We start from the raw sequence: 21,206 nt of genomic DNA on the forward strand, positions 1-21,206 counted from the left end.
CTTTCCCGGCCTGTGCAAAAAGGGGCGGGGGAGGCATGTCTCTTCTGATCTCGCTGCGACCGGCCTGGTACCTCGTCTAGTGTCAGGCTGTTCATATTTGGTGTGATTAGTCTGGAAGGTGCGGCGATGGGGGTGCGGAGCTGGTTCGAGGGCTGGCCGGTCTATCGCCAGCTGACCGGCACGGACCCGCTCGGCCGGGGCGCCGCGTCCAAGTCCGCGGGCTCCCTGTCGCTCACCGCCCGCACCGACACCGCCGACTCGATGGCCAAGTCCGTCTGTCCCTACTGCGCCGTCGGCTGCGCCCAGCGGGTGTACGTCAAGGACGGGCAGGTCAGCCAGATCGAGGGCGACCCGGACAGCCCGATCTCCCAGGGTCGGCTCTGCCCGAAGGGCGCGGCCAGCAAGAGCCTGGTGACCAGCCCGCTGCGGGAGACGAAGGTCCGCTACCGCCGGCCGTACGGCACCGAGTGGGAGGACCTCGACCTCGACACGGCGATGAACATGATCGCTGATCGGGTGCTGGCGGCCCGGGACGAGACGTGGGAGGACGTCGACGCCGAGGGGCGGCCGCTCAACCGGACGTTGGGTATCTCCAGCCTGGGTGGGGCGACGCTGGACAACGAGGAGAACTACCTCATCAAGAAGTTGTTCACCGCGATGGGGGCGCTCCAGATCGAGAACCAGGCCCGTATTTGACACTCCGCCACCGTCCCCGGTCTGGGGACCAGCTTCGGTCGCGGGGGCGCCACCCAGTTCCAGCAGGACCTCGCCAACTCCGACGTCATCGTCATCCAGGGCTCGAACATGGCCGAGGCGCATCCGGTGGGCTTCCAGTGGGTGATGGCGGCCAAGCGGCGCGGCGCGAAGGTCTTCCACGTCGACCCACGATTCACCCGGACCAGCGCGCTGGCTGACTCGTACCTGCCGATCCGGGCGGGCACCGACATCGCGCTGCTCGGCGGGGTGGTGCGCTACATCCTGGAGAACGAACTCGACTTCCGTGAGTACGTGGTCTCGTACACCAACGCCGCCACGATCGTGACCGAGGAGTACCTCGACACCGAGGATATGCACGGCCTCTTCTCCGGCTTCAAGGAGGAGAACGCCAGTTACGACCAGAAGAGCTGGCGGTACGAGGGGATCGGGCAGAACGCCGCGACCCGGGACACCGAGACACAGCGGGAAACCGCTGCCGGGCTGGAGCACGAGTCGCACGGCGCACCGGTGAACGGGCAGACCGAACGGGACGAGACGTTGCAGCACCCGCGCTGCGTCTACCAGATCCTCAAGCGGCACTTCGCCCGTTACACGCCGGAGATGGTGGAGCGGGTCTGCGGCATCTCGCAGGAGAAGTTCCTGGAACTGGCCCAGGCCTGGACGCAGAACTCCGGCCGGGAGCGGACCGGCATGCTCGTCTACTCGGTGGGTTGGACGCAGCACAGCGTGGGCGTGCAGTACATCCGTACGGGCGCGATCATCCAGCTGCTGCTCGGCAACATGGGCCGTCCGGGTGGTGGGGTCATGGCGCTGCGGGGGCATGCCAGCATCCAGGGCTCGACGGACATCCCGACCCTGTTCAACCTGCTGCCGGGTTACCTGCCGATGCCACACCACGCCGACCACCCGACCTTCGACGAGTGGGTGGACAGCATCCGGCACCCGGGGCAGAAGGGCTTCTGGGGCGACGCGCGCACCTACGGGGTGAACCTGCTCAAGGCGTACTGGGGGGACGCGGCCACCGCCGAGAACGACTACTGCTACGGCTACCTGCCGCGGATGACCGGTGACCACGGGACGTACCAGCAGGTGCTGAACATGATCGACGGGAAGGTGAAGGGGTACTTCCTGCTGGGGCAGAACCCGGCGGTCGGTTCGGCGCACGGCCGGGCCCAGCGTCTCGGCATGGCGAACCTGGACTGGTTGGTGGTGCGGGACCTGTTCATGATCGAGAGCGCCACGTTCTGGCAGCACGCGCCGGAGATCGAGACCGGCGAAATCGTGCCGGAAGAGTGTCGTACCGAGGTGTTCTTCCTGCCCGCCGCCTCGCACGTGGAGAAGGAGGGCAGTTTCACCCAGACGCAGCGGCTGTTGCAGTGGCGGGAGAAGGCCGTCGAGCCACCGGGCGACGCCCGCTCCGAGCTGTGGTTCTTCTACCACCTCGGGCGCATCATCCGGGAACGGTTGGCCAGGTCGACCCGACCCCGCGACCGGGCGCTGCTCGACCTGAGCTGGCACTACCCGACGCACGGGCCGAGCGCCGAGCCGAGCGCCGAGTCGGTTCTCTACGAGATCAACGGCTACGAGGTGGCCAGCGGCCGGCCGTTGTCGACGTTCACCGAGATGAAGGACGACGGCTCCACCGCCGGCGGCTGCTGGATCTACACCGGTGTGTACGCCGACGGCGTGAACCAGGCCGCCCGGCGCAAGTCCCGCCACGAGCAGGACTGGGTGGCCGCCGAGTGGGGTTGGGCCTGGCCGGCGAACCGGCGCATCCTCTACAACCGCGCCTCCGCCGACCCGGACGGTAATCCGTGGAGCGAGCGCAAGAAGTACGTCTGGTGGGACCCGGACAAGGCCGAGTGGACCGGCTACGACGTGCCGGACTTCGAGAAGAAGAAGCCGCCGTCCTATCGGCCGCCCGCGGGCTCCTCAGGCGTGGCAGCACTCGCCGGTGACGACCCGTTCGTCCTTCAGGGCGACGGCAAGGGCTGGCTGTACGCGCCCACGGGCGTGCTCGACGGGCCGATGCCCACGCACTACGAGCCGGTCGAGTCGCCGGTGCGCAACCCGCTCTACCGGCAGCAGGCCAACCCGACCCGCAAGGTCTACACACACCCGATCAACACGCTCAACCCGAGCCCACCGGAGGAGCACAGTCAGGTCTTCCCGTACGTGTTCACGGTCAGCAGGCTCACCGAGCACCACACCGCGGGTGGGATGAGCCGGACGGTCCGCCCGCTGGCCGAGCTGCAACCGGAGATGTTCGTCGAGGTGTCCCCGGAGTTGGCCGCCGAGGTCGGGCTGGCGCATCTGGGCTGGGCCCACCTGGTCACCACGCGCGCCGCCATCGAGGCGAAGGTGCTGGTGACCGACCGGCTCACGCCGTTGCGCGTGGACGGCAGGATCATCCACCAGGTGTGGCTGCCGTACCACTTCGGCTTCGAGGGCCTGGTGACCGGCGACTCGGCCAACGACCTGTTCGGCATCAGCCTCGACCCCAACGTCCTGATCCAGGAGAGCAAGGTCGGCACCTGTGACGTCCGGCCCGGTCGACGGCCGAGGGGCCAGGACCTGCTGGACCTCGTCGTCGACTACCGGCGGAGGTCCGGGGATCTCGGCCCGCACTATCCACCGCAGGTCACGACCGACGCCGCCGACAGCGGCCGCGACCGGGAGGTCTGACGATGCCCCATGTCAACAGCCTGTACGGCCCGCTCGACCCGGCGCTCGACGCCGGCTACGTCGATGCGCCGCCGCGGATGGGGTTCTTCACCGACACCAGCGTCTGCATCGGCTGCAAGGCGTGCGAGGTGGCCTGCAAGGAATGGAACCTCGTGCCGGAGAGCGGCCTGGACCTGCTGGGCATGTCGTACGACAACACCGGCGCGCTGACCGCGAACTCGTGGCGGCACGTCGCGTTCGTCGAGCAGCCCCGCTCGGTCGGCTGGGCGACGCCGGCGTTCCGCGACACCCCGGACGGGCCGCCGGTCAGCCCGGAGACGGCGGCGGTCGGGGCGCACACCAGCACCGACACCGGGACGTACCCGGGTCTGCCGCCCGGCTCGCCGGCAGCGGCGGCCCGGATGTCGGGTGGGCCGGAGTTCCTCGGGATGCCGGGTGCGCAGCCGCCGGGTCGGGGTGCCGGTGCGGAGGGGCGTACGGATTTCCGTTGGTTGATGATGTCGGATGTGTGCAAGCACTGCACGCACGCGGCGTGTCTGGACGTCTGCCCGACGGGTTCGCTGTTCCGCACGGAGTTCGGCACGGTGGTGGTGCAGGAGGACATTTGCAACGGGTGTGGTTACTGCATCTCCGCCTGTCCGTACGGGGTGATCGATCAGCGTAAGGACGACGGTCGGGCGTGGAAGTGCACGTTGTGCTACGACCGGTTGGGTGTGGGGATGACCCCGGCGTGTGCGCAGGCGTGCCCGACGGAGTCGATCCAGTACGGGGAGTTGGACGAGCTGCGCGAGCGGGCCGCCGCGCGGGTGGCGACGTTGCATGAGCGGGGGGTGCCCGAGGCGCGACTGTACGGGCACGACCCGAACGATGGCGTCGGTGGTGACGGGGCGTTCTTCCTGCTGTTGGATGAGCCGGAGGTGTACGGCCTGCCGCCGGACCCGATCGTGACCACCCGCGACCTGCCGGCCATGTGGAAACGCGCCGGGCTCGCGGCGATGACGATGGCCGCCGCCACGGCAGTCGCGTTCCTGGGCAGGCGGCCATGACCGACACGACGTCACCCGTGCCGCCGGCCGACTTCAGCTCCTACTACGGCCGGCCGGTCCTCAAGCCGCCGGTGTGGAAGCGCGACATCGCTGGCTACCTGTTCACCGGCGGCCTCGCCGCCGGGAGTGCGCTCATCGGCGCGGGCGGCCAGCTGACCGGACGGCCCGGGCTGCGGACAGTGAGCCGCTGGACAGCCCTCGGCGGCGTCGCCGCCAGCACGTACCTGCTGGTTCACGACCTCGGGCGGCCAGCGCGGTTCCACCACATGCTCCGGGTCGCCAAGCTGACCTCGCCGATGTCGGTCGGCACCTGGATCCTCACCGCGTTCGGGCCCCTGGCCGGCGTGGCCGCGGTCGCCGAGCTGGCGCCGCTGCTCCCGCAGCACGGTGCGCTCGGCCTCGCCCGCCGATTGGCGCCGCCCATCGGCAACGTCGCCGGCCTGGCCGCCGCGGCCACCGCGCCGGCGCTGGCCACGTACACCGGGGTGCTGCTCGCCGACACCGCCGTGCCGTCCTGGCACGACGCGTACCCGTCATTGCCGTTCGTCTTCGCCGGCAGCGCGCTCGCCGCCGCGTCCGGGGTCGGGCTGATGGCGGCGCCGGCTGCGGAGACCGCCCCGCTGCGACGGCTCGCCCTGGCAGCCGCGACCATCGAACTTGTCGGCGGTCGCCGCATGGAGAGGCTGGGCCTGACCGGCGAGCCCTACGCGCACGGACGCAGTGGCCGACTGGTCCGGGCGGGGCGCGCGCTGCTCGCCGTTGGGACCGTCGCGGCACTGGTCAGCCGGCGCAGCAGGATCCTGTCGGCGGTCTCCGGCGCCGCCCTCGTGGCATCGTCCGTCGCCACCAGGTTCGGCGTCTTCGAGGCCGGAATGGCGTCGGCGCGGGATCCGAAGTACACGGTCGTGCCGCAACGGGAGCGGCTCGACCAGAACGGGCCGACGGCCGGCCGTTAGCGCGGAGCGCGTCGGTGTCCGTCACCCGGGCGCCATCATCCTGGCCGGGGCGTGGACGACCTCAGCCGGTGAACAGCTTCGCGGCGGTGATGGCGGTCTGGACGATGCCGTACCCGAGCAGCGCCGCGACGAGCAGCCAGGAGATCCAGAGTCGCCCCGTCTGGTTGCCGACCTGCTTCGGCACCGGTGGTTGACTGTCCGAACCAAGGGCGACCGGCTCGGTGACAGTGGCACGCGCGACGGGCGAGGTCGGTCCCCGGTCAGGCTCGTGGAACCGGTCCGGCACGGGACGGACCAGCAGGTTGGCGATGAACCCGATGGCGAGGACGCCGACCATCGTGAACAGCGCGGGCCGGTACGCCGACGCGGTGAGGGTGCCGGGCTTGCCCTGCGTGTCGAGGATCCCGTTGACGATCAACGGCCCGGCGATGCCCGCCGCCGACCAGGCGGTCAGGAGCCGGCCGTGGATGGCGCCGACCTGGAAGGTGCCGAACAGGTCCCGCAGGTAGGCGGGAGCAGTGGCGAAGCCGCCGCCGTAGAACGAGATGATGGCGGCGGCGATCAGCACGAAGACCGCCGTCGCGGCGTGGCCGGCCACGGCGAGCAGCGCGTAGAGCACCATGCCGACGCCGAGGTAGACCATGTAGATGGGCTTGCGGCCGATGAGGTCGGAGGTCGTCGACCAGACGAAACGCCCGGCCATGTTGAACAGCGACAGCACTCCCACGAAACCGGCAGCCGCCGACACCGAGACGGCGCTGACCCCGTTGTCCCGGAAGAAGTCCTGGATCATCGGGCTGGCCTGTTCCAGGATGCCGATGCCCGCGGTGACGTTGCAGAACAGCACGATCCACAGCAGCCAGAACGAACGGGTGCGCACGGCGTTCGACGCGGACACGCTCGCCCGTGTCACCAGCGGCCGGTTGGCGACGCGCGCGGGGTCGAACCCGGCGGGCCGCCAGTCCGGCGCGGGGACGCGGACGTTGAACGGCCCGAACATCATGATCACGAAGTATCCGATGGCGAACGTGACGAAGAGCGCCACCAGGGCATGCCCCGACGCCACTGCGGCCGGGTTGGCGGGGTTGTAGCCGGGGTCGTAGAGGGAGAGCAGTTGGCGGGCGAGCGGGCCGGCGACCAGGGCTCCGCCGCCGAAACCCATGATAGCCATCCCGGTGGCGAGGCCGGGCCGGTCCGGGAACCACTTGATCAGGGTGGAGACCGGCGAGATGTAGCCGATGCCGAGCCCGATGCCGCCGATGACGCCGTACCCGAGGTAGAGGAGCCAGAGTTGCTGGGTCGCGATACCGAGCGCGCCGACAAGGAACCCGGTGGCCCAGAAGCAGGCCGAGACGAACATCGCCCGGCGCGGTCCGTTCCGCTCCACCCACCTTCCACCCACGGCGGCGGACGAACCCAGCATGACGATGGCGATGCTGAAGATCGCCCCGATCGCCGTCTGGCTGGTGTCGAAATGCGCGATGAGGGAGTTCTTGTAGACGCTTGTCGCGTAGACCTGCCCGATACAGACGTGCACAGCCAGCGCTGCGGTCGGGATGAGCCAGCGGCTGTACCCCGGCGGGGCGACGGTGTGCCGAGGATCGAAGACCGAGAGCATGGGCATCGTCCGCACCTCCTGCGGCTGCGTGGGCCGGCATCAGCGCAGAACCGGCCGAAGCCTCGCACCGTCACAGCGCCCACTGGGCAGAATCCGCGCATTACCCGGATCACCACCGGGTCGGGGAATTCGTCGGAGTCCCCGCGGGTGGCCGAGCGGCTCTCGCCGCCACAGGGGCGGCCTGACGCAGGTCCGGCGTCAGCCGTTGATCGGCTGTATCCCACGTTACGTGGCAACCCGTCGACAGCTCGTCGTTACGGCAAAACGCGACCACGTCATCGGCGGCGCAGCGGCATGGCCGAGGGCTCGCTACGGAACCAGACCGGCTCGCGGGGAGGGCAGGGCACGACGCCCGTCCTCTCGCCAGCGGAGGAGCCAGTGGTCAGCTCGCACCCTTTGCTCTGCTTCAACCGATGCAACGCTCACGGCCCGAAACCGTTGCGCGGGTTGAAGCAGAGCAAGGCGGCAGCGAATGCCCACGCCGGTCCAGCGGTGTGGGCGCAGGTCGGGCGCGGGTCAACCGACCCGCCCCCGACCGATGCCGTACAGCTCAGTGAGTCGCGGCCTTCGCGGCCGCCTCCTCCTGGGCGCGTCGTTCGTCCCCACTGAGGGTGTGTAGCGGCTTTTCCTTGATGAACAGCACGACGATCAGTGCGATCAGCGCGATCGGGGCGCCGACCAGGAACAGGTCCGCGGTGGCGGTGCCGTACACGTCCTGCACGATGCGCAGCACCGGCTCGGGCAGGGTGGACAGGTCGGGCACCTCGGCGGAGCCGCCGCCGGCCGCGGCCGGGCCGAGCCGCTCGGTCGTCAGTGAGGTCACCCGGTTCGCCAGGACCGCGCCGAGGGCACTGACCCCGATGGCGCCGCCCATGCTGCGGAAGAACGTCAGTACGGAGGTTGCGGCACCGAGCTCGTGAGCGGGCACGTCGTTCTGCGCGGCGAGCACGAGGTTCTGCATGAGCATGCCGACCCCGATGCCCAGCACGGCCATGTAGATCGACAGGACGACGACGCTGGTGTCGGCGTCGATGGTGCCCAGGAGCAGCATCCCGACGGTCATCACGGCGGCGCCGGCCACCAGGTAGGCCTTCCACCGGCCGAACTTCGTGATGAGCTGACCGGCCACCGTCGACGAGACGAGCAGACCGAAGATCATCGGAAGGCTCATCAGGCCCGCGACGGTCGGCGACTTGCCCAGCGAGATCTGGAAGTACTGGGACAGGAAGACGGTGCCACCGAACATCGCGACACCGACCAGCACGCTGGCGGCGGTGGCCAGCGAGACCGTGCGGTTGCGGAAGATGTCCAGCGGAACGATCGGCTCCGCCGCCCGCGATTCGACGAAGACGGCAAGCGCCAGCAGGACCAGACCGCCGAGGACCATTGCGGCCGTCCAGCCCGAGGCCCAGGCGAACTTGTTCCCGGCCAGCGACGACCAGACCAGCAGGGTGCAGACGCCCGCGGTGATGAGCACGGCGCCCAGCCAGTCGATCTTGAACTTGCGGCGAGCGACCGGGAGGTGCAGCGTGCGCTGCAGCAGGACGATGGACAGGATGGTGAACGGGACCCCGATCAGGAAGCACCACCGCCAGCCCAGCCATGACGTGTCGACGAGCAGGCCCCCGATCAGCGGCCCGGCGATGGTGCCGACCCCGAAGACCGCGCCGAAGATGCCGGCGTAGCGGCCCAGCTCGCGCGGCGGGATCATCGCCGCCATGACGATCGTGGCCAGCGCCGTCATGCCGCCGGCGCCGATGCCCTGCACGACCCGGCTGATCAGCAGCACCTCGACGTTCGGCGTGAAACCCGCGATCAGCGAACCCACCACGAACAGGCCCAGCGACAGCTGGATCAGCAGTTTCTTGCTGTAGAGGTCGGCCATCTTGCCCCAGAGCGGCACCGTCGCCGTCATGGCGAGCAGTTCGCTGGTGACGATCCAGGTGTAGACGGTCTGGCTGCCGTTGAGGTCGGCGATGATCCGCGGCAGCGCGTTGGCCACCACCGTGGAGGCGAGGATGGACACGAACATGCCGACCATCAGGCCGGAGAGGGCCTGGAGAACCTCGCGACGCGACATGCGCGTGCTGACGTCGGCTACGTCAGCGGGCGGGGCGGTGGTGGTCATTGACGCTCCCTTGTCGGGGTCTTGTTGGAGGGCTGGCCCCGGCACAGTTGCACCGGAGCCGGGGGCTGGTGTGGTCAGGACGGGTGTGGTGGATCCGGCAGGCCGGCGGCGACCGCGGCGAACGCCTCGTCCACGAAGTCGCGCAGGGGTCGGCTGTCGTCGCCGGCAGCCCAGCGCAGCATCGCGGTGCGGAAGGTGGCGCCGGCCACAGCGGTGACCAGCGCCGGGTGGCCGTGGTCGGGATCGACGCCGAGGCGGACGGCGATGGCGGCGATCATGGCCCGCTCGGTCTCGATGTTTCCCGCCATCAGCCGGGGCAGCAGCGCGGGGTTCTGGGCGATGACGGCCAGCCGCAGCCGCCACAACTCCCGGTCGACCTGCATCGTGTCGACCGCCTCATCAAGGGCGAGTCGCACGGCCTGCAACGCCGGCACCTCCTGCGGAGCGGTGGCCAGCCGCGCCACGACCGGCGTGCCGTCCAGCGCCGGGTCGTCGGTGAGCGCCTCATCCTTGCAGGTGAAGTAGTTGAAGAAGGTACGCGAGGAGACGTCGGCGGCCTCGCTGATCTCCTCCACCGTCACGTGCTCCAGGCCGCGTTCGGCGACCAGCCGCAACGCGGCGGCGGTCAGCGCGGCCCGCGTCTGCCGCTTCTTGCGGTCACGACGCCCGGTGGCAGCCTGGTCGGTATCGGTCACCCGGGGAGGCTAGGAGGGAACTTGCGGAGCCTGCAAGTTTTTATTCTGTGAAGTGATGTTCCTGACTCCGCGTCGGGCCGTAGCCGGAGGGCCCGGCGGCGCCGAAGGCACGGCACCGGTGGTCTCCAGGATGAGCGTGGCGACCAGATCCGGGTCGTCACTCATCGGCACGTGGCCGCAACCGGGCAACGTCACCACCCGGGCCGCCGGCAGGCCGGCCCGGGCGCGCTCGGCCTGGTGGACGCCGAAGATGCGGTCGCAGTCACCCCAGCCGATGGTCACCGGCACCGTCGTGTCGGCCAGCCGGAGACCGTCGAAGCGGTAGTCGCGGGCGGCCCGGGCCACGGCGTTGAAGCCGAGCCCACGCCGCAGGGCGAGCGCGTCGCCCAGCGCGCGGTCGACGTCCAGCAGCCTCGGGCGGGCAACCAACGGCGCGAAGCACATCGTCCGCAGGTACGCCGAGCGCAGCGCGAGCCGCATGATCGGAGTGGGTAGGTGCGAATTGACCCGCAACATCGTGAGGATGGCCAGTGCCCGGCGGCGCTCAGCGGGGGTGAAGAAGCCGGCGGGGGAGAAGGCGGTGGCCGAGGCGACCGCCCCGGTGGCGGCGAGCTCCAGGCTGATCGCCCCACCGAGGCTGTAGCCGGCCACGTGCGGACGCTCCAGCCCCCATCCGGTCAGGACCGGCAGGATCCCGGCGACGGTGGCGGCCATGTCGGCGGGCATGCCGGCGTCGGGCACCGGGGAGTTCCCGAAGCCGGGCAGGTCGAGCGCGATCACCTCGTGGTGGGCGGTGAGCCGGTCGAACACCGGTTCCCAGGCCTGGTGGCGGTGACCGATGCCGTGGATGAGCACGAGCGGGTCACCGCCGCCCGCGCGACGAAAGTGAACGGTCATGACTACCCCTCCACGGACGTCCTGCCGAAGGAACGCCCGAGCTGGCGTACCTCGTCTTCCATCTGGTTGACCATGCTGTGCCCGCCGAACCGGGTGATCAGCGCGTCCGAGAGCCCGCTCAACACCACCGGCCGCAGCGCCTGCACCACGGCGAGCGAACGTGGCACGTAGACCTTGCGCTTGCGGCGCTCGATGCCCCGCAGCAGGGCGTCGACGCACTGCTCGACGGGTACGACGGTGGACAGCGGCCACGGCAGCCGGCGCAGCGCGCTGCGGAACGACGCCAGGTCGTCGCGGATGTCGCGGACCAGGTCGGTGTCGATCCAGATCGGATGCGCGGTGCCGACGGTGACGCCGCGCTGGCGGGCCTCCAGGCGCAGTACGTTCGCGAACTGCTCCACGCCCGCCTTGGACGCGCAGTAGGCGGCCATGCCGGGCATCGCCGCGAAGGCGGCGGCTGACGAGACGATCAGGACGTGGCCGCGGGCGGCCGTGACGTGGGGCAGCGCCGCGCTGACCGTGCGGATCGCGCCGCAGAGGTTCACCTCGACGGTACGGACCAACGCGTCGACCGGCCCCACAGCGACGGTGCCGAGGTTCGCGATGCCGGCGTTCGCCACGACCACGTCGATGCCGCCGAGGCGGTCCACGGTGGAGGCGACGGCGGCGTCCAGAGCCGTCTGGTCGGTGACGTCGCACTCGTACCAGTGCGCGTCGAGCTCGGCGCTGAGCTGCTTGAGCAGTTCGGCTTCCAGGCCGACGAGGGCAACCTGGGCGCCACGGGCGACGGCCGCGCGGGCCAGTTGAGCCCCGATGCCACGTGCCGCACCGGTGATGAGCAGGGTTCTGCCCGCCAGGTCATACCGCATCAGCGTGCTCCCGTTCCGGTTCGTTCGGGATGTTGCCGGCCGTGGCTGTCCGGTAGTCGGCCGGGCGGAAACGGCGCAGCCGCATCCGGAAGCTGGTGGCGAAGCCCGGCCAGATGGTGGTGTTGCGGCCGGTGGTGTCGAGGTACCAGCTCGAACAGCCGGTCTGCCAGACGGTGCCCGCCATCTTCTGCTCGATGCGTTCGGTCCAGCGCCGTTGGGCGTCGTCGGTGGGCTCGATGGTCTGGATGCCCTTGGCTCGCATGTGCCGCAGCGCCGCGAGCACCAGGTGCAGCTGGGCCTCGATCATCAGGACCACGGAGGTGTGCCCGAGCCCGGTGTTCGGGCCGAGCAGGAAGAACAGGTTGGGGAAGCCGGCGATGGCGGTGCCCCGGTACGCATGCATGCTGGGGGTCCAGGCCTCGGCGAGGCTGCGCCCGCCACGGCCGTGGATGCGCGCCACGATGGGGGAGTCGGTGACGTGGAAGCCGGTGCCGAGGATGACGGTGTCCGCCGGGTGGTGAACGCCATCGGCGGTGACCAGGCCGTCGGGCACGATCCGAGCGATGCCGGCGGTGACCACGTCGACGTTCGGCCGGGTGAGCGCGGGCCAGTAGTCGTTGGAGATGAGGACCCGCTTGCAGCCCATCGTGTAGCGGGGGGTGAGCTTGTCCCTCAGGTGCGGGTCGGTGACCTGGCGCCGCAGCGTACGTAGCGACAGCCGTGCGGCGAAGCGGTTGACCGCCGGGTGCAGGAAGCCCAGACCCATCGTGTCGCGTACCAGGTAGAGAGCGGCCCGGACGGCCCGCTGGGCCCCGGGCACGGTGCGGAACACGGCCTGCTCGACCCGGCTGATCCGGCGCGACAGCCTGGGCATGATCCACGCGGGGGTGCGCTGGAACAGCGTCAACGTCTCGGCCATCGGCTGGATCTGCGGCACGAACTGGATCGCGGATGCGCCGGTGCCGATGACCGCGACGTGGCGGCCGGTCAGGTCATGGTCGTGCTGCCAGCGGGCGGAGTGGAAGACCGTGCCGGCGAAGTCGTCCATCCCGGGCAGGTCCGGGATGGCGGGGTCGCTGAGCGGGCCGGCCGCACAGATCAGGACCCGTGCGGTGTGGTCGCCGCCGGAGGTGCGCAGCAGCCAGCGTTGGCGCTGGTCGTCCCAGCTCGCCTCCCGGACCTCGTGGCGCAACCGCAGCTTGGGCCGTATCCCGAAGCGGTCGACGCAGCCGCGCAGGTAGTCCCAGATCTCCCGCTGACTGGAGAAGGTGTTCGACCAGCGGGGGTTGGGGGCGAAGGAGAAGGAGTAGAGGTGCGACGGGACGTCGCAGGCGCAGCCGGGGTAGCTGTTGTCACGCCAGGTGCCGCCGACGTCGTCACCCCGGTCGAAGACGAGGTAGTCGGTGAAGCCGGCACGCTGCAACCGGATGGCGGCGCCCAGGCCGCCGAAGCCGGCGCCGATGATGGCAACGCCTGTCTCCATCACTCCTCCAGAGGCTCGGGCACGGCATCCGGTCCGGTTGCCGGCGGCCAGGGCGGTTCGCCCACGCCGGTGATCCGTACGCCGCCCCACGGGTCGACCTCGGCCAGTCGGGCGGGCCGGACCCGGTCGGCGATTCGCAGCTCGACGTCACGCTGGCCGGAGCGCAGCAGCTGGGCCACCCGCGGGTCGGGCTCGATCCGCCCACCCCAGTGGTAGCGGCCGTCGACCGGCTCCCACCTCCCGCTGAGGTGCACCCGGACCGTGGTGCCCGCGACGCCCGCCGGGCCGTGGTAGCTCACGGCGCGATCCGTTCGTGGGCGCGGGTGAGCTCGCGCGGCAGGTCGGCGCTGGCGCGTACGCCCTCGATGCCGTTCCAGAGCAGAGTGGTCAGGTAGTCGGTGAGGGCGGCCCGGCTGATCGGCTGGCCGTGCGTGGTCCACCAGTCGCCGACCGCCTGCACGAAGCCCACCAGGCCGTACGCCCACGGTTCGGCGGGGCCGGCGTCCAGGCCCAGCGCGCGCAGCCGGTCGCCGATGACGCGAGCCAGCCCGGCGGCGACCTGCTGGCTGGTCCCGGCGACCACCTGGTGGATGGCGGGGTGGCCGGACTGGTGCATCAGGAACCGGTAGAGCGTGGGCTGCGCCTCGATCACCCCGAGGTACGCGTCGATGGTCGCCTGCACCAGGCCGCGTTCCTCGCGGACCTGCTCCACCGCGGGCGCCACGGTGTCGATGATCCGGGCTGCCACCACCTCGCTCACCGCGACCCAGAGCTGAGACTTGTCGGCGAAGTAGCGGTAGAGGACCGGCTTGCTGACGCCGGCGGTGGCGGCGACCTGGTCCATGTCGACCTCCGGCCCGTGCCGCAGCAACGCCTGCACGGCGGCTCCGATCAGGTCGCGCCGTCGCTGCTCACGATGGTCGGCCCACCGGTCCCGGCGGCCGTTGGCCTTCGCCTTGCGGCCCTCGTCGAGGGCCGGGACGGCCGGATCGGTTCCATTGACATCCTTGAGCGGCGATTGCATGCTACTACTCGTAACAGTTACCCGACGTCACGTCAATATGGAGGAGCCATGGACGCGGGGCCGGCGGAATCCGAGCGTGCGGCGGTCGCCGAGCGACTGCTCACCTCATCGCTACGCACCAGCTACGACCCGGTCGTCGAGATTGACTGGGACGCGCCGCACATCCCGGGCGCCTACTGGCTCCCGCCGCACCGCAGCAGCCTCTACGGCACCCCGCTCTGGGCCCGGCTCAGCGAGGAGCAGCGCGTCGAGCTCACCAAGCACGAGGTGGCCAGCGCGGCCAGCGCCGGGCTGTGGTTCGAGACGATCCTCATGCAGATGCTGATCCGGCAGTACTACGACGCCGACCCGACCAGCCGGCACGCCCAGTACGCACTGACCGAGGTCGCCGACGAGTGCCGGCACTCCATCATGTTCGGTCGGCTGATCGACGCGATGGGCTGCCCGGTCTACCGGGCGAACCCGGTCGACCAGATGCTCGGCCGGTTCCTCAAGGCGACCGCCAGCGGCCCTCGGATGTACGCCGCGATCCTCATCGCCGAGGAGATCCTCGACGCGTTCCAGCGCGAGATCATGGCGGACGAGTCGCTCCAGCCGCTCATCCGGATGGTCTCGCGCATCCACGTGGTGGAGGAGGCACGGCACGTCCGGTTCGCCCGCGACGAGCTGGCCCGCCAGGTCGAAGCCGCCGGTCCGCTGAGCATGTCGTACGCCCGGCTGTTGGTCGGCCGCGCCGCCCACACGATCGCCAACCGCCTGGTCCATTCGGATGCGTACGCGGCGGTGGGCATCCCGCCGGCGGTCGGCCGGGCCGCCGCCCGCGCCAACCCGCACTGGCGTGCCACCCTGCGCTGGTCAGCGGAGCGGGTGCACGCCCACCTGGCGGGCGTGGGCCTGGTGGCCGGGCCGGGGCGCCTGCTGTGGACCCGTGCCGGGCTGATCTGACCGATCGCCGCTCCGGTGGCTTACCGGGGCGCTGCCCACATCAGGCAGCCGCGTCAGGCCCGCCCGATCCTCGGCTCCTGGCGGTCGGTCAGCCGCAACCCGACACCGCGGACGGCCTCGATCGTCGCGCCGGTGCCGAGGTCGTGCAGCTTGCGTCGCAGGCGCTTCACCAGCGACTGCACGTCCGCCTTGCGCTCGCGCCCTTCGTCGCGCCAGACCGATCGGTGCAGCTCGGCGTAGCTCCAGACCCGGATCGGTTCGGTGGTCAGGCAGATCAGCAGGTCGTGTTCGAGTCGGGTCAGGTCGATCTCGCGGTCCTGGCAGCGGGCCACGGAACGGGGTGAGTCGATGACCAGCGCGGAGTCGGTCGCGGCGGTGGCGCGCGCCGGCTGGGACGGTATCCCGGCAGGCCGCTGCGGAGTGGCGATCAGTCGGCGCAGCTCGTCGAGGTCGGCCACCAGCAGCAGCGGCGCGATGCCCTCGAGGCGCTCCGCGAGCCGGATCCGCTCGGTCGGCGACGAGGTCACCGCGATCAGCAGCGGGAACGGCTCGTCAATCGGATCGGACCGGTCCACCGCCGCTTCGTCGTCCTCGGCCACAGCACCCACCCGGGGTCCATGGGCATCATCCTGCCCAGCTCTCGTCATGGTCCTGACAGTTTTTGGCAAGCGTGCCGTCAGCCTGGCAACCGTTAGCGACAAGTTGCTCACGGCAAGTTCTTGATCGTCCTTTCTTCTCGATCATAGTGTCCATTCGGGCAACCGGCGTGACCCGCGCGGTGCATGGGGGGGCATGGAGGGGTTCGTCCGCTCGGTTCCATCGAGACGAATCTCCTGCACCTTCACCATGGCTCATTTTCACCCTGGGTCGTTCTGAGGGAGGCAGCACCGATGTTCAGACGTCCACGATGGAGGCGCACAGCCAGATCACTGGTGAGCGCTGGTGCGGCGATGATCCTCGCCGCGACATGCCTGGCCAGTATCAGCTCGGGCGCACAGGCGGCGCCCGGCGGAACGGGGGCTGGCGCCGCTCCGGGAGACAAGATCCGACCGGAGCTCGCGAAGCAGTTCCAGGCCAAGAGTGAAGGGGACTTCTGGATCCGGTTCAAGGACCGTGCCGACCTGAGCAAGGCCAGTGCCATCAAGGACTGGTCGAAGCGTGGCACGGCGGTCGCGGAGGCACTGCGCAGGACCGCTGCCGACAGCCAGGGCAAGATCCGGGCCGAACTCGACGGCTCGGGCGCGAAGTACCAGACCTTCTGGGCCACCAACGCCATCAAGGTGAGCAGCGGCTCACTGGCGATGGCGCAGAAGTTCGCCGCCCACGCGGAGGTGGAGGGTCTCTACGCCCCGGTCGCCTACAAGGTGCCCGAGGTCACCAAGGGCACCGATGAGAAGACCGTGAACGCTCTCGAGTGGGGCATCGCGAACATCAACGCCGACGACGTCTGGACCCAGTACGGCGCCACGGGCGAGGGCATCACCATCGCGAACATCGACACCGGGGTCCAGTTCGACCACCCGGCGTTGGTGGGCTCCTACCGCGGCAACAACGGCGACGGCACGTTCGACCACAACTACAACTGGTTCAACGCCGCCGGGACCTGCGCGGCCGCGCCCTGTGACAACGATGGCCACGGCACGCACACGATGGGCACCATGGCAGGCTCCGACGGCGCGAACCAGATCGGTGTCGCCCCCGGCGTCAAGTGGATCGCGGCGAACGGCTGCTGCCCCAGCGACGCCGCTCTGGTCGAGTCCGGTCAGTGGATGCTCGAGCCCATGGACCTCAACGGCCAGAACCCGGACGCGAGCAAGCGACCGAACATCATCAACAACTCGTGGGGCAGCCAGAACCCGTCCAATGAACCCTTCATGGAGGACGTGACGCTGGCCTGGGCCGCCTCCGGAATCTTCGGGGTCTGGTCCAACGGCAACAGCGGGCCGGCCTGCCAGAGCAGTGGCTCACCAGGCAGCCTGGTCAGCAACTACTCGACCGGCGCGTACGACGTCAACAACAACGTCGCCGGCTTCTCGGGCCGGGGCGCCGGGCAGAACGGGGAGATCAAGCCCAACATCTCGGCGCCGGGCGTGAACGTCCGGTCGAGCATTCCGGGCAGCTCCTACGGCAGCATCAGCGGTACCTCGATGGCCGCTCCGCATCTCGCGGGCGCGATCGCCCTGCTGTACTCGGCGGCCCCGTCGCTGGTCGGTGACATCAACGCGACCCGTGCGCTGCTCAACGGCGCCGCGATCGACAAGGCCGACGACCAGTGCGGTGGCACTGCGGCGGACAACAACGTCTACGGCGAAGGCCGACTGGACGCCCTCGCCCTGCTCAACGCCGCCCCGACCGGCGACACCGGCACCCTGGCCGGCACCGTCACCGACGCGACCACCGGCAGCCCGATCGCCGGTGCCACCCTGACGCTCACCGGACCGACCGGGCGCGAGGTGACCACCGGCGCCGACGGCAAGTACTCGGCCACGCTCCCGACCGGTGACTACCAGGTCGCCGTGGCGGCGTTCGGATACGCCAGCACGACGAAGCCGGCGACCGTCACGGACGGCGCTACCACGACGCTCAACGTCGCGCTGACGGCGGTGGCGAGCGTCAACGTCACCGGGGCGGTCACTGACGGCTCCGGCCACGGCTGGCCGCTCTACGCCAAGGTCACCGTGACGGGTGTGTCCGGCGTGTACGACTACACCACGCCGGTGAACGGCCGCTACAGCATCAAGCTGCCGGCCGGGCAGACCTACACCCTGAGGTACGAGTCGCAGTACCCCGGCTACCAGAGCGTCACCAAGGAGGTCGTGGTCGGCTCGGGCAACGTGACCGCCAACGTCGCGGTGCCGGTGGACACCACCACCTGCACGACGGCGCCCGGCTACACCTTCGGCTCCGACGGTGAGTACGAGACCTTCGACGGCACCACCGTGCCGGCCGGCTGGTCCGTGGTGGACAACAAGGGCAGCGGCCAGGTCTGGAAGTTCACCGACGACGGCAGCCGCGGCAACCTGACCGGTGGCACCGGCAACTTCGCGATGATCGACAGTGACGCGTACGGTGCCGGCGGGAGCCAGGACAGCTCCCTGGTCAGCCCGGTGGTCAACCTGACCGGTGTCACGGCCCCGGTCATCCGGTTCAACCAGGACTTCAACCAGTTGGCCGACGACACCGGCGATGTCGATCTCAGCATCGACGGCGGTGCCACCTGGACGAACGTCCTCCGGCAGGAGACCGACGTCCGGGGGCCGAAGGTCACCGAGATTCCGATCCCGCAGGCGGCCGGCAAGGCGCAGGTCCAGGTTCGGTTCCACTACTACGACGCCTCGTACGAGTGGTGGTGGGAGGTCGACAACGTCCTGATCGGCAGCCAGGTCACCTGCGTGCCGGTCGACGGCGGTCTGGTCGTCGGCAACGTCCGCGACAGGAACGACAACAGCTACGTCAACGGCGCCACCGTCACCAGTGACGACCGGCCCACCGAGAAGGCCGTCACCGTGGCGACCCCGGACGACCCGGGGCTGGCCGACGGCTTCTACTGGCTCTACTCGACGCTGACCGACACGCACAAGTTCACCGCGAAGGCCGGCAACTACGTCAGCCAGAGCAAGCAGGTCGACGTGCAGGCCGACTGGGCGACCACCGCGAACTTCCAGCTCGCGGCCGGCCGGCTGTCGGTGACGCCGACCCAGGTGAGCGCGACGGTGCAGATGCCCGGCGGCAAGGCCAGCAGGACGTTCACGGTGACCAACACCGGCGGGGCGCCGGTCGACGTCGAGTTCAGTGAGCGTGACAACGGGTTCGAACTCCTGCGGGCGGACGGGTCCCGGATGACCAGTCAGCAGGTGCTCGGAGCCACCGGCGCACCGGAGCAGCGGCTCACCGTTCCGACGTCGTTCGCCGCCAGGGCGTCCGGCAAGTCGGCCATGGCGACCCCCGCCGCGGTCGGCCCGCAGGCCGCCCCGTGGACGGACATCACCGACTATCCGGCCAACATCATGGACAACCGGGTGGTGACCCTGGACGGCAAGGTGTACTCGATCGGCGGTGGCGACGGGTCGAGCTCGACCACGAAGAACTACGCGTACGACCCGGTGGCCCAGACCTGGACGTCGGTCGCCGACCTTCCCGGCGCCCGTAACGCCCTGGCCGTGGGCGTCGTGGACGGGAAGATCATCGCGACCGGCGGCTGGGCGGACGGCGGCCCGGACGCGGCCACCTGGTCGTACGACCCGGCGGCGAACACCTGGACGGAGCTGGCCGACAACCCGGCGCCGAGAGCTGCCGCCGGGCAGGCCGTCGTCGACGGCAAGCTGTACGCCATCGGCGGCTGCACCACGGCGGCCTGTACGCCGATGTCGAACACTGTCGTCCGGTACGACCCGGGCAGTGACAGCTGGGAGACGATGGCCAACTACCCGAAGTCGGTGGCCTTCGCCTCCTGCGGCGGGATCGACGGCACGATCTACTGCACCGGCGGCAACGACGGGGCCGCCTCGCAGAAGTCCAGCTACGCCTTCGACCCGGGTGCCAACACCTGGACCGCCATCGCCGATGCGCCGGCCGACAACTGGGCCAGCTCGTTCGCTGTCGCGAGCGGCAAGCTCCTCGTCGTCGGCGGTTCGCAGGGTGGAGCCATCAGCAACGCCGGCTTCGCCTACGACCCGGCCACCAGCTCGTGGTCCAACCTGCCGAACGCCAACACCGCGCGGTACCGCGGTGGCGCGGCGTGCGGCTTCTACAAGATCGGCGGCTCGTCCGGCAGCTTCAGCGCGGCGCCGGACAGCGAGGTGCTGCCGGGGTTCGAGGGTTGTGCCGAGGCGGCGGCCGATGTCAGCTGGATGACGATCGACAAGTCGGCGGTCACCCTGACGCCGGGTCAGAAGGTCACGGTCACCGTCGGGATGACGGCGAACGTGGACCAGCCGGGCACCTACTCCGGCTCGGTCGGCATCAAGGAGAACACGCCGTACACCGTGGCGCCGGCGGCGGTGACCATGACCGCGACGCCTCCGAAGACCTGGGGCAAGCTGATGGGCACGGTGACCGGGACCAGCTGCGCGGGTGCGACCTCGCCGATTGCCGGCGCGGTGGTCCAGGTCGACTCGTGGGCGATGTCGTGGACCTTCGCCACCGACACCCAGGGCAAGTACGCCTACTGGGTGGACCGTCGGAACAACCCGCTCACGATGATCGTCGCCAAGGACGGCTGGAAGCCGCAGACCCGTCAGACGAAGATCAACACCACCACGCCCACGGTAGAGAACTTCGGGTTGTCGCCCGTCCGGTGCTGAACGCCTGACCGGTAAGTGACAGATCCGGCCCGCCTGGTCACCGACCAGGCGGGCCGGACCCTGTTCGGCGGCGGTCAGACCGGGGCGAGCCGGAAACCGACGCCGCGGACCGCGTGGATCGTCGCCGCGGCGTTGAGCCGGGCGAGTTTGCGGCGTACGCGGCGGACCACGGAGTGCATGTCCGAGCCACGGCCGAGGTGCCTGTTGCCCCAGACCTCGAGGTGCAGACGCTCGTAGGTCCAGACCTGCCCGGGCGCGTCGACCAGGCAGAGCAGGACGTCATGCTCCAACCGGGTCAGGTCGATCTCCCGGTCGCGCCACCGCAGCACCCGGCGGTCGGAGTCGACGGCCAGGTCGGGTGGTGGCGGCGTCTGCGGGCTCTGCGCCGCCTCAGCGATCACGCTCTGGGCGGTGGGAATCACCGTGGCGGCGGCCGGCATCTCCACCACCCCGAGAAACTCCCGCGCCTGGTCGACATTCGAGACGATCAGGAAGGCGTCACTCCCGCCGAGCAGTCGGGCCAACTGCCTGCGCTCGTCCGGCGAGGACGCGATGCCGATGACCAGGGAGGCGACCGGAATCCCCTGCATTTTCCCCAACCCCTTCCGGTTCCCCAACTCACTCCGGATGGTTTTCGTACTGCCGACCGAAATATTGCCTGATCGGCTTCCTGACCTTAGTGGTATTGCGTCTCGGCAGGGTAAAACATAGTTGCATGCAAGCATATGAATGACCTTTCACGCTTCGCATAAGCCATTCGCGGCGACTTGGCCGGGTTTGCCGGAGAATTTGTGGTCACCGACGCGCTGCGACATCCACCGGCCGCGAGCTGCGCCGGCA

General features: G+C 69.9%; 15 protein-coding genes. 5 read left to right on the top strand and 10 right to left on the bottom strand.

Annotated elements, in window-relative coordinates; translation table 11 throughout:
• Positions 1-126: 126 nt before the first annotated feature.
• Genes fdh through nrfD form a run of 3 tightly spaced genes read left to right on the top strand, consistent with a single transcriptional unit; the run spans position 127 to position 5,404 of the window.
• Positions 127-3,402: a formate dehydrogenase gene (gene fdh / locus KBX63_RS20895; RefSeq protein ID WP_256443129.1), complete on the top strand. Its 3,276-nt coding sequence runs from the start codon at positions 127-129 to the stop codon at positions 3,400-3,402.
• A 2-nt stretch (positions 3,403-3,404) separates the two neighbouring features.
• Positions 3,405-4,448, top strand: coding sequence for a 4Fe-4S dicluster domain-containing protein (locus KBX63_RS20900; protein WP_210913181.1), 1,044 nt, complete (start codon positions 3,405-3,407; stop codon positions 4,446-4,448).
• The gene (gene nrfD, locus KBX63_RS20905; protein WP_210913182.1) at positions 4,445-5,404 is read left to right on the top strand and encodes an NrfD/PsrC family molybdoenzyme membrane anchor subunit; all 960 of its coding nucleotides are present in this window, start codon (positions 4,445-4,447) and stop codon (positions 5,402-5,404) included. Before KBX63_RS20900 ends, nrfD begins: the two co-directional genes overlap by 4 nt.
• Positions 5,405-5,465: 61 nt before the next feature.
• Here the strand turns inward: nrfD and KBX63_RS20910 are convergent, their stop codons facing one another.
• From KBX63_RS20910 to KBX63_RS20945, 8 genes are all read right to left on the bottom strand, one after another.
• Positions 5,466-7,022, bottom strand: a complete 1,557-nt coding sequence (locus KBX63_RS20910) for an OFA family MFS transporter (protein WP_210913330.1) — start codon at positions 7,020-7,022, stop codon at positions 5,466-5,468.
• Positions 7,023-7,572: 550 nt separating this feature from the next.
• Positions 7,573-9,150, bottom strand: coding sequence for an MDR family MFS transporter (locus KBX63_RS20915; protein WP_210913183.1), 1,578 nt, complete (start codon positions 9,148-9,150; stop codon positions 7,573-7,575).
• 74 nt (positions 9,151-9,224) lie between these two features.
• A complete protein-coding gene (locus KBX63_RS36030; protein WP_210913184.1) occupies positions 9,225-9,845 on the bottom strand; it encodes a TetR family transcriptional regulator in 621 nt (206 codons plus the stop codon).
• A gap of 9 nt (positions 9,846-9,854) precedes the next feature.
• Complete coding sequence (locus KBX63_RS20925) at positions 9,855-10,742, bottom strand: alpha/beta fold hydrolase (RefSeq protein WP_210913185.1); 888 nt, start codon at positions 10,740-10,742, stop codon at positions 9,855-9,857.
• 2 nt (positions 10,743-10,744) lie between these two features.
• Positions 10,745-11,611 (bottom strand): SDR family oxidoreductase, encoded by an 867-nt coding sequence (locus KBX63_RS20930; protein ID WP_210913186.1) that lies wholly within the window; start codon positions 11,609-11,611, stop codon positions 10,745-10,747.
• Entirely contained in the window at positions 11,601-13,094 is a 1,494-nt protein-coding gene (locus KBX63_RS20935) for an NAD(P)/FAD-dependent oxidoreductase (RefSeq protein WP_247662781.1), read from the bottom strand. Before KBX63_RS20935 ends, KBX63_RS20930 begins: the two co-directional genes overlap by 11 nt.
• Positions 13,094-13,393, bottom strand: a complete 300-nt coding sequence (locus KBX63_RS20940) for a DUF4873 domain-containing protein (RefSeq protein WP_210913189.1) — start codon at positions 13,391-13,393, stop codon at positions 13,094-13,096. The genes KBX63_RS20935 and KBX63_RS20940 overlap by 1 nt, the downstream gene beginning before the upstream one ends.
• Positions 13,390-14,118, bottom strand: coding sequence for a TetR family transcriptional regulator (locus tag KBX63_RS20945; RefSeq protein WP_210913191.1), 729 nt, complete (start codon positions 14,116-14,118; stop codon positions 13,390-13,392). The genes KBX63_RS20940 and KBX63_RS20945 overlap by 4 nt, the downstream gene beginning before the upstream one ends.
• 48 nt (positions 14,119-14,166) lie before the next feature.
• On the opposite strand from KBX63_RS20945, the gene KBX63_RS20950 reads away from it, so the two are divergent.
• The gene (locus KBX63_RS20950; RefSeq protein WP_210913193.1) at positions 14,167-15,063 is read left to right on the top strand and encodes a diiron oxygenase; all 897 of its coding nucleotides are present in this window, start codon (positions 14,167-14,169) and stop codon (positions 15,061-15,063) included.
• 53 nt (positions 15,064-15,116) lie between these two features.
• Here KBX63_RS20950 and KBX63_RS20955 read toward each other — a convergent pair whose 3' ends face one another.
• Positions 15,117-15,671 carry a winged helix-turn-helix domain-containing protein gene (locus tag KBX63_RS20955; RefSeq protein WP_307871777.1) on the bottom strand — a complete coding sequence of 185 codons (555 nt, stop codon included), beginning with the start codon at positions 15,669-15,671 and terminating at the stop codon, positions 15,117-15,119.
• Positions 15,672-15,995: 324 nt separating this feature from the next.
• On the opposite strand from KBX63_RS20955, the gene KBX63_RS20960 reads away from it, so the two are divergent.
• Positions 15,996-20,366, top strand: a complete 4,371-nt coding sequence (locus tag KBX63_RS20960) for a S8 family serine peptidase (RefSeq protein WP_307871778.1) — start codon at positions 15,996-15,998, stop codon at positions 20,364-20,366.
• A gap of 74 nt (positions 20,367-20,440) precedes the next feature.
• Here KBX63_RS20960 and KBX63_RS20965 read toward each other — a convergent pair whose 3' ends face one another.
• Entirely contained in the window at positions 20,441-20,956 is a 516-nt protein-coding gene (locus tag KBX63_RS20965) for a winged helix-turn-helix domain-containing protein (RefSeq protein WP_210913197.1), read from the bottom strand.
• Positions 20,957-21,206 lie beyond the last annotated feature (250 nt).

It is taken from the genome of Micromonospora sp. U21 (genome assembly GCF_018070045.1).
Classification (GTDB): domain Bacteria; phylum Actinomycetota; class Actinomycetes; order Mycobacteriales; family Micromonosporaceae; genus Micromonospora.

Bases quoted from the DNA above. Each gene is read 5' to 3' on its own strand.
- KBX63_RS20900 (WP_210913181.1), top strand. From the start codon at position 3,405: ATGCCCCATGTCAACAGCCTGTACGGCCCGCTCGACCCGGCGCTCGAC.
- nrfD (WP_210913182.1), top strand. From the start codon at position 4,445: ATGACCGACACGACGTCACCCGTGCCGCCGGCCGACTTCAGCTCCTAC.
- KBX63_RS20910 (WP_210913330.1), bottom strand. From the start codon at position 7,022: ATGCTCTCGGTCTTCGATCCTCGGCACACCGTCGCCCCGCCGGGGTAC.
- KBX63_RS20915 (WP_210913183.1), bottom strand. From the start codon at position 9,150: ATGACCACCACCGCCCCGCCCGCTGACGTAGCCGACGTCAGCACGCGC.
- KBX63_RS20925 (WP_210913185.1), bottom strand. From the start codon at position 10,742: ATGACCGTTCACTTTCGTCGCGCGGGCGGCGGTGACCCGCTCGTGCTC.
- KBX63_RS20930 (WP_210913186.1), bottom strand. From the start codon at position 11,611: ATGCGGTATGACCTGGCGGGCAGAACCCTGCTCATCACCGGTGCGGCA.
- KBX63_RS20935 (WP_247662781.1), bottom strand. From the start codon at position 13,094: ATGGAGACAGGCGTTGCCATCATCGGCGCCGGCTTCGGCGGCCTGGGC.
- KBX63_RS20945 (WP_210913191.1), bottom strand. From the start codon at position 14,118: ATGCAATCGCCGCTCAAGGATGTCAATGGAACCGATCCGGCCGTCCCG.
- KBX63_RS20950 (WP_210913193.1), top strand. From the start codon at position 14,167: ATGGACGCGGGGCCGGCGGAATCCGAGCGTGCGGCGGTCGCCGAGCGA.
- KBX63_RS20965 (WP_210913197.1), bottom strand. From the start codon at position 20,956: ATGCAGGGGATTCCGGTCGCCTCCCTGGTCATCGGCATCGCGTCCTCG.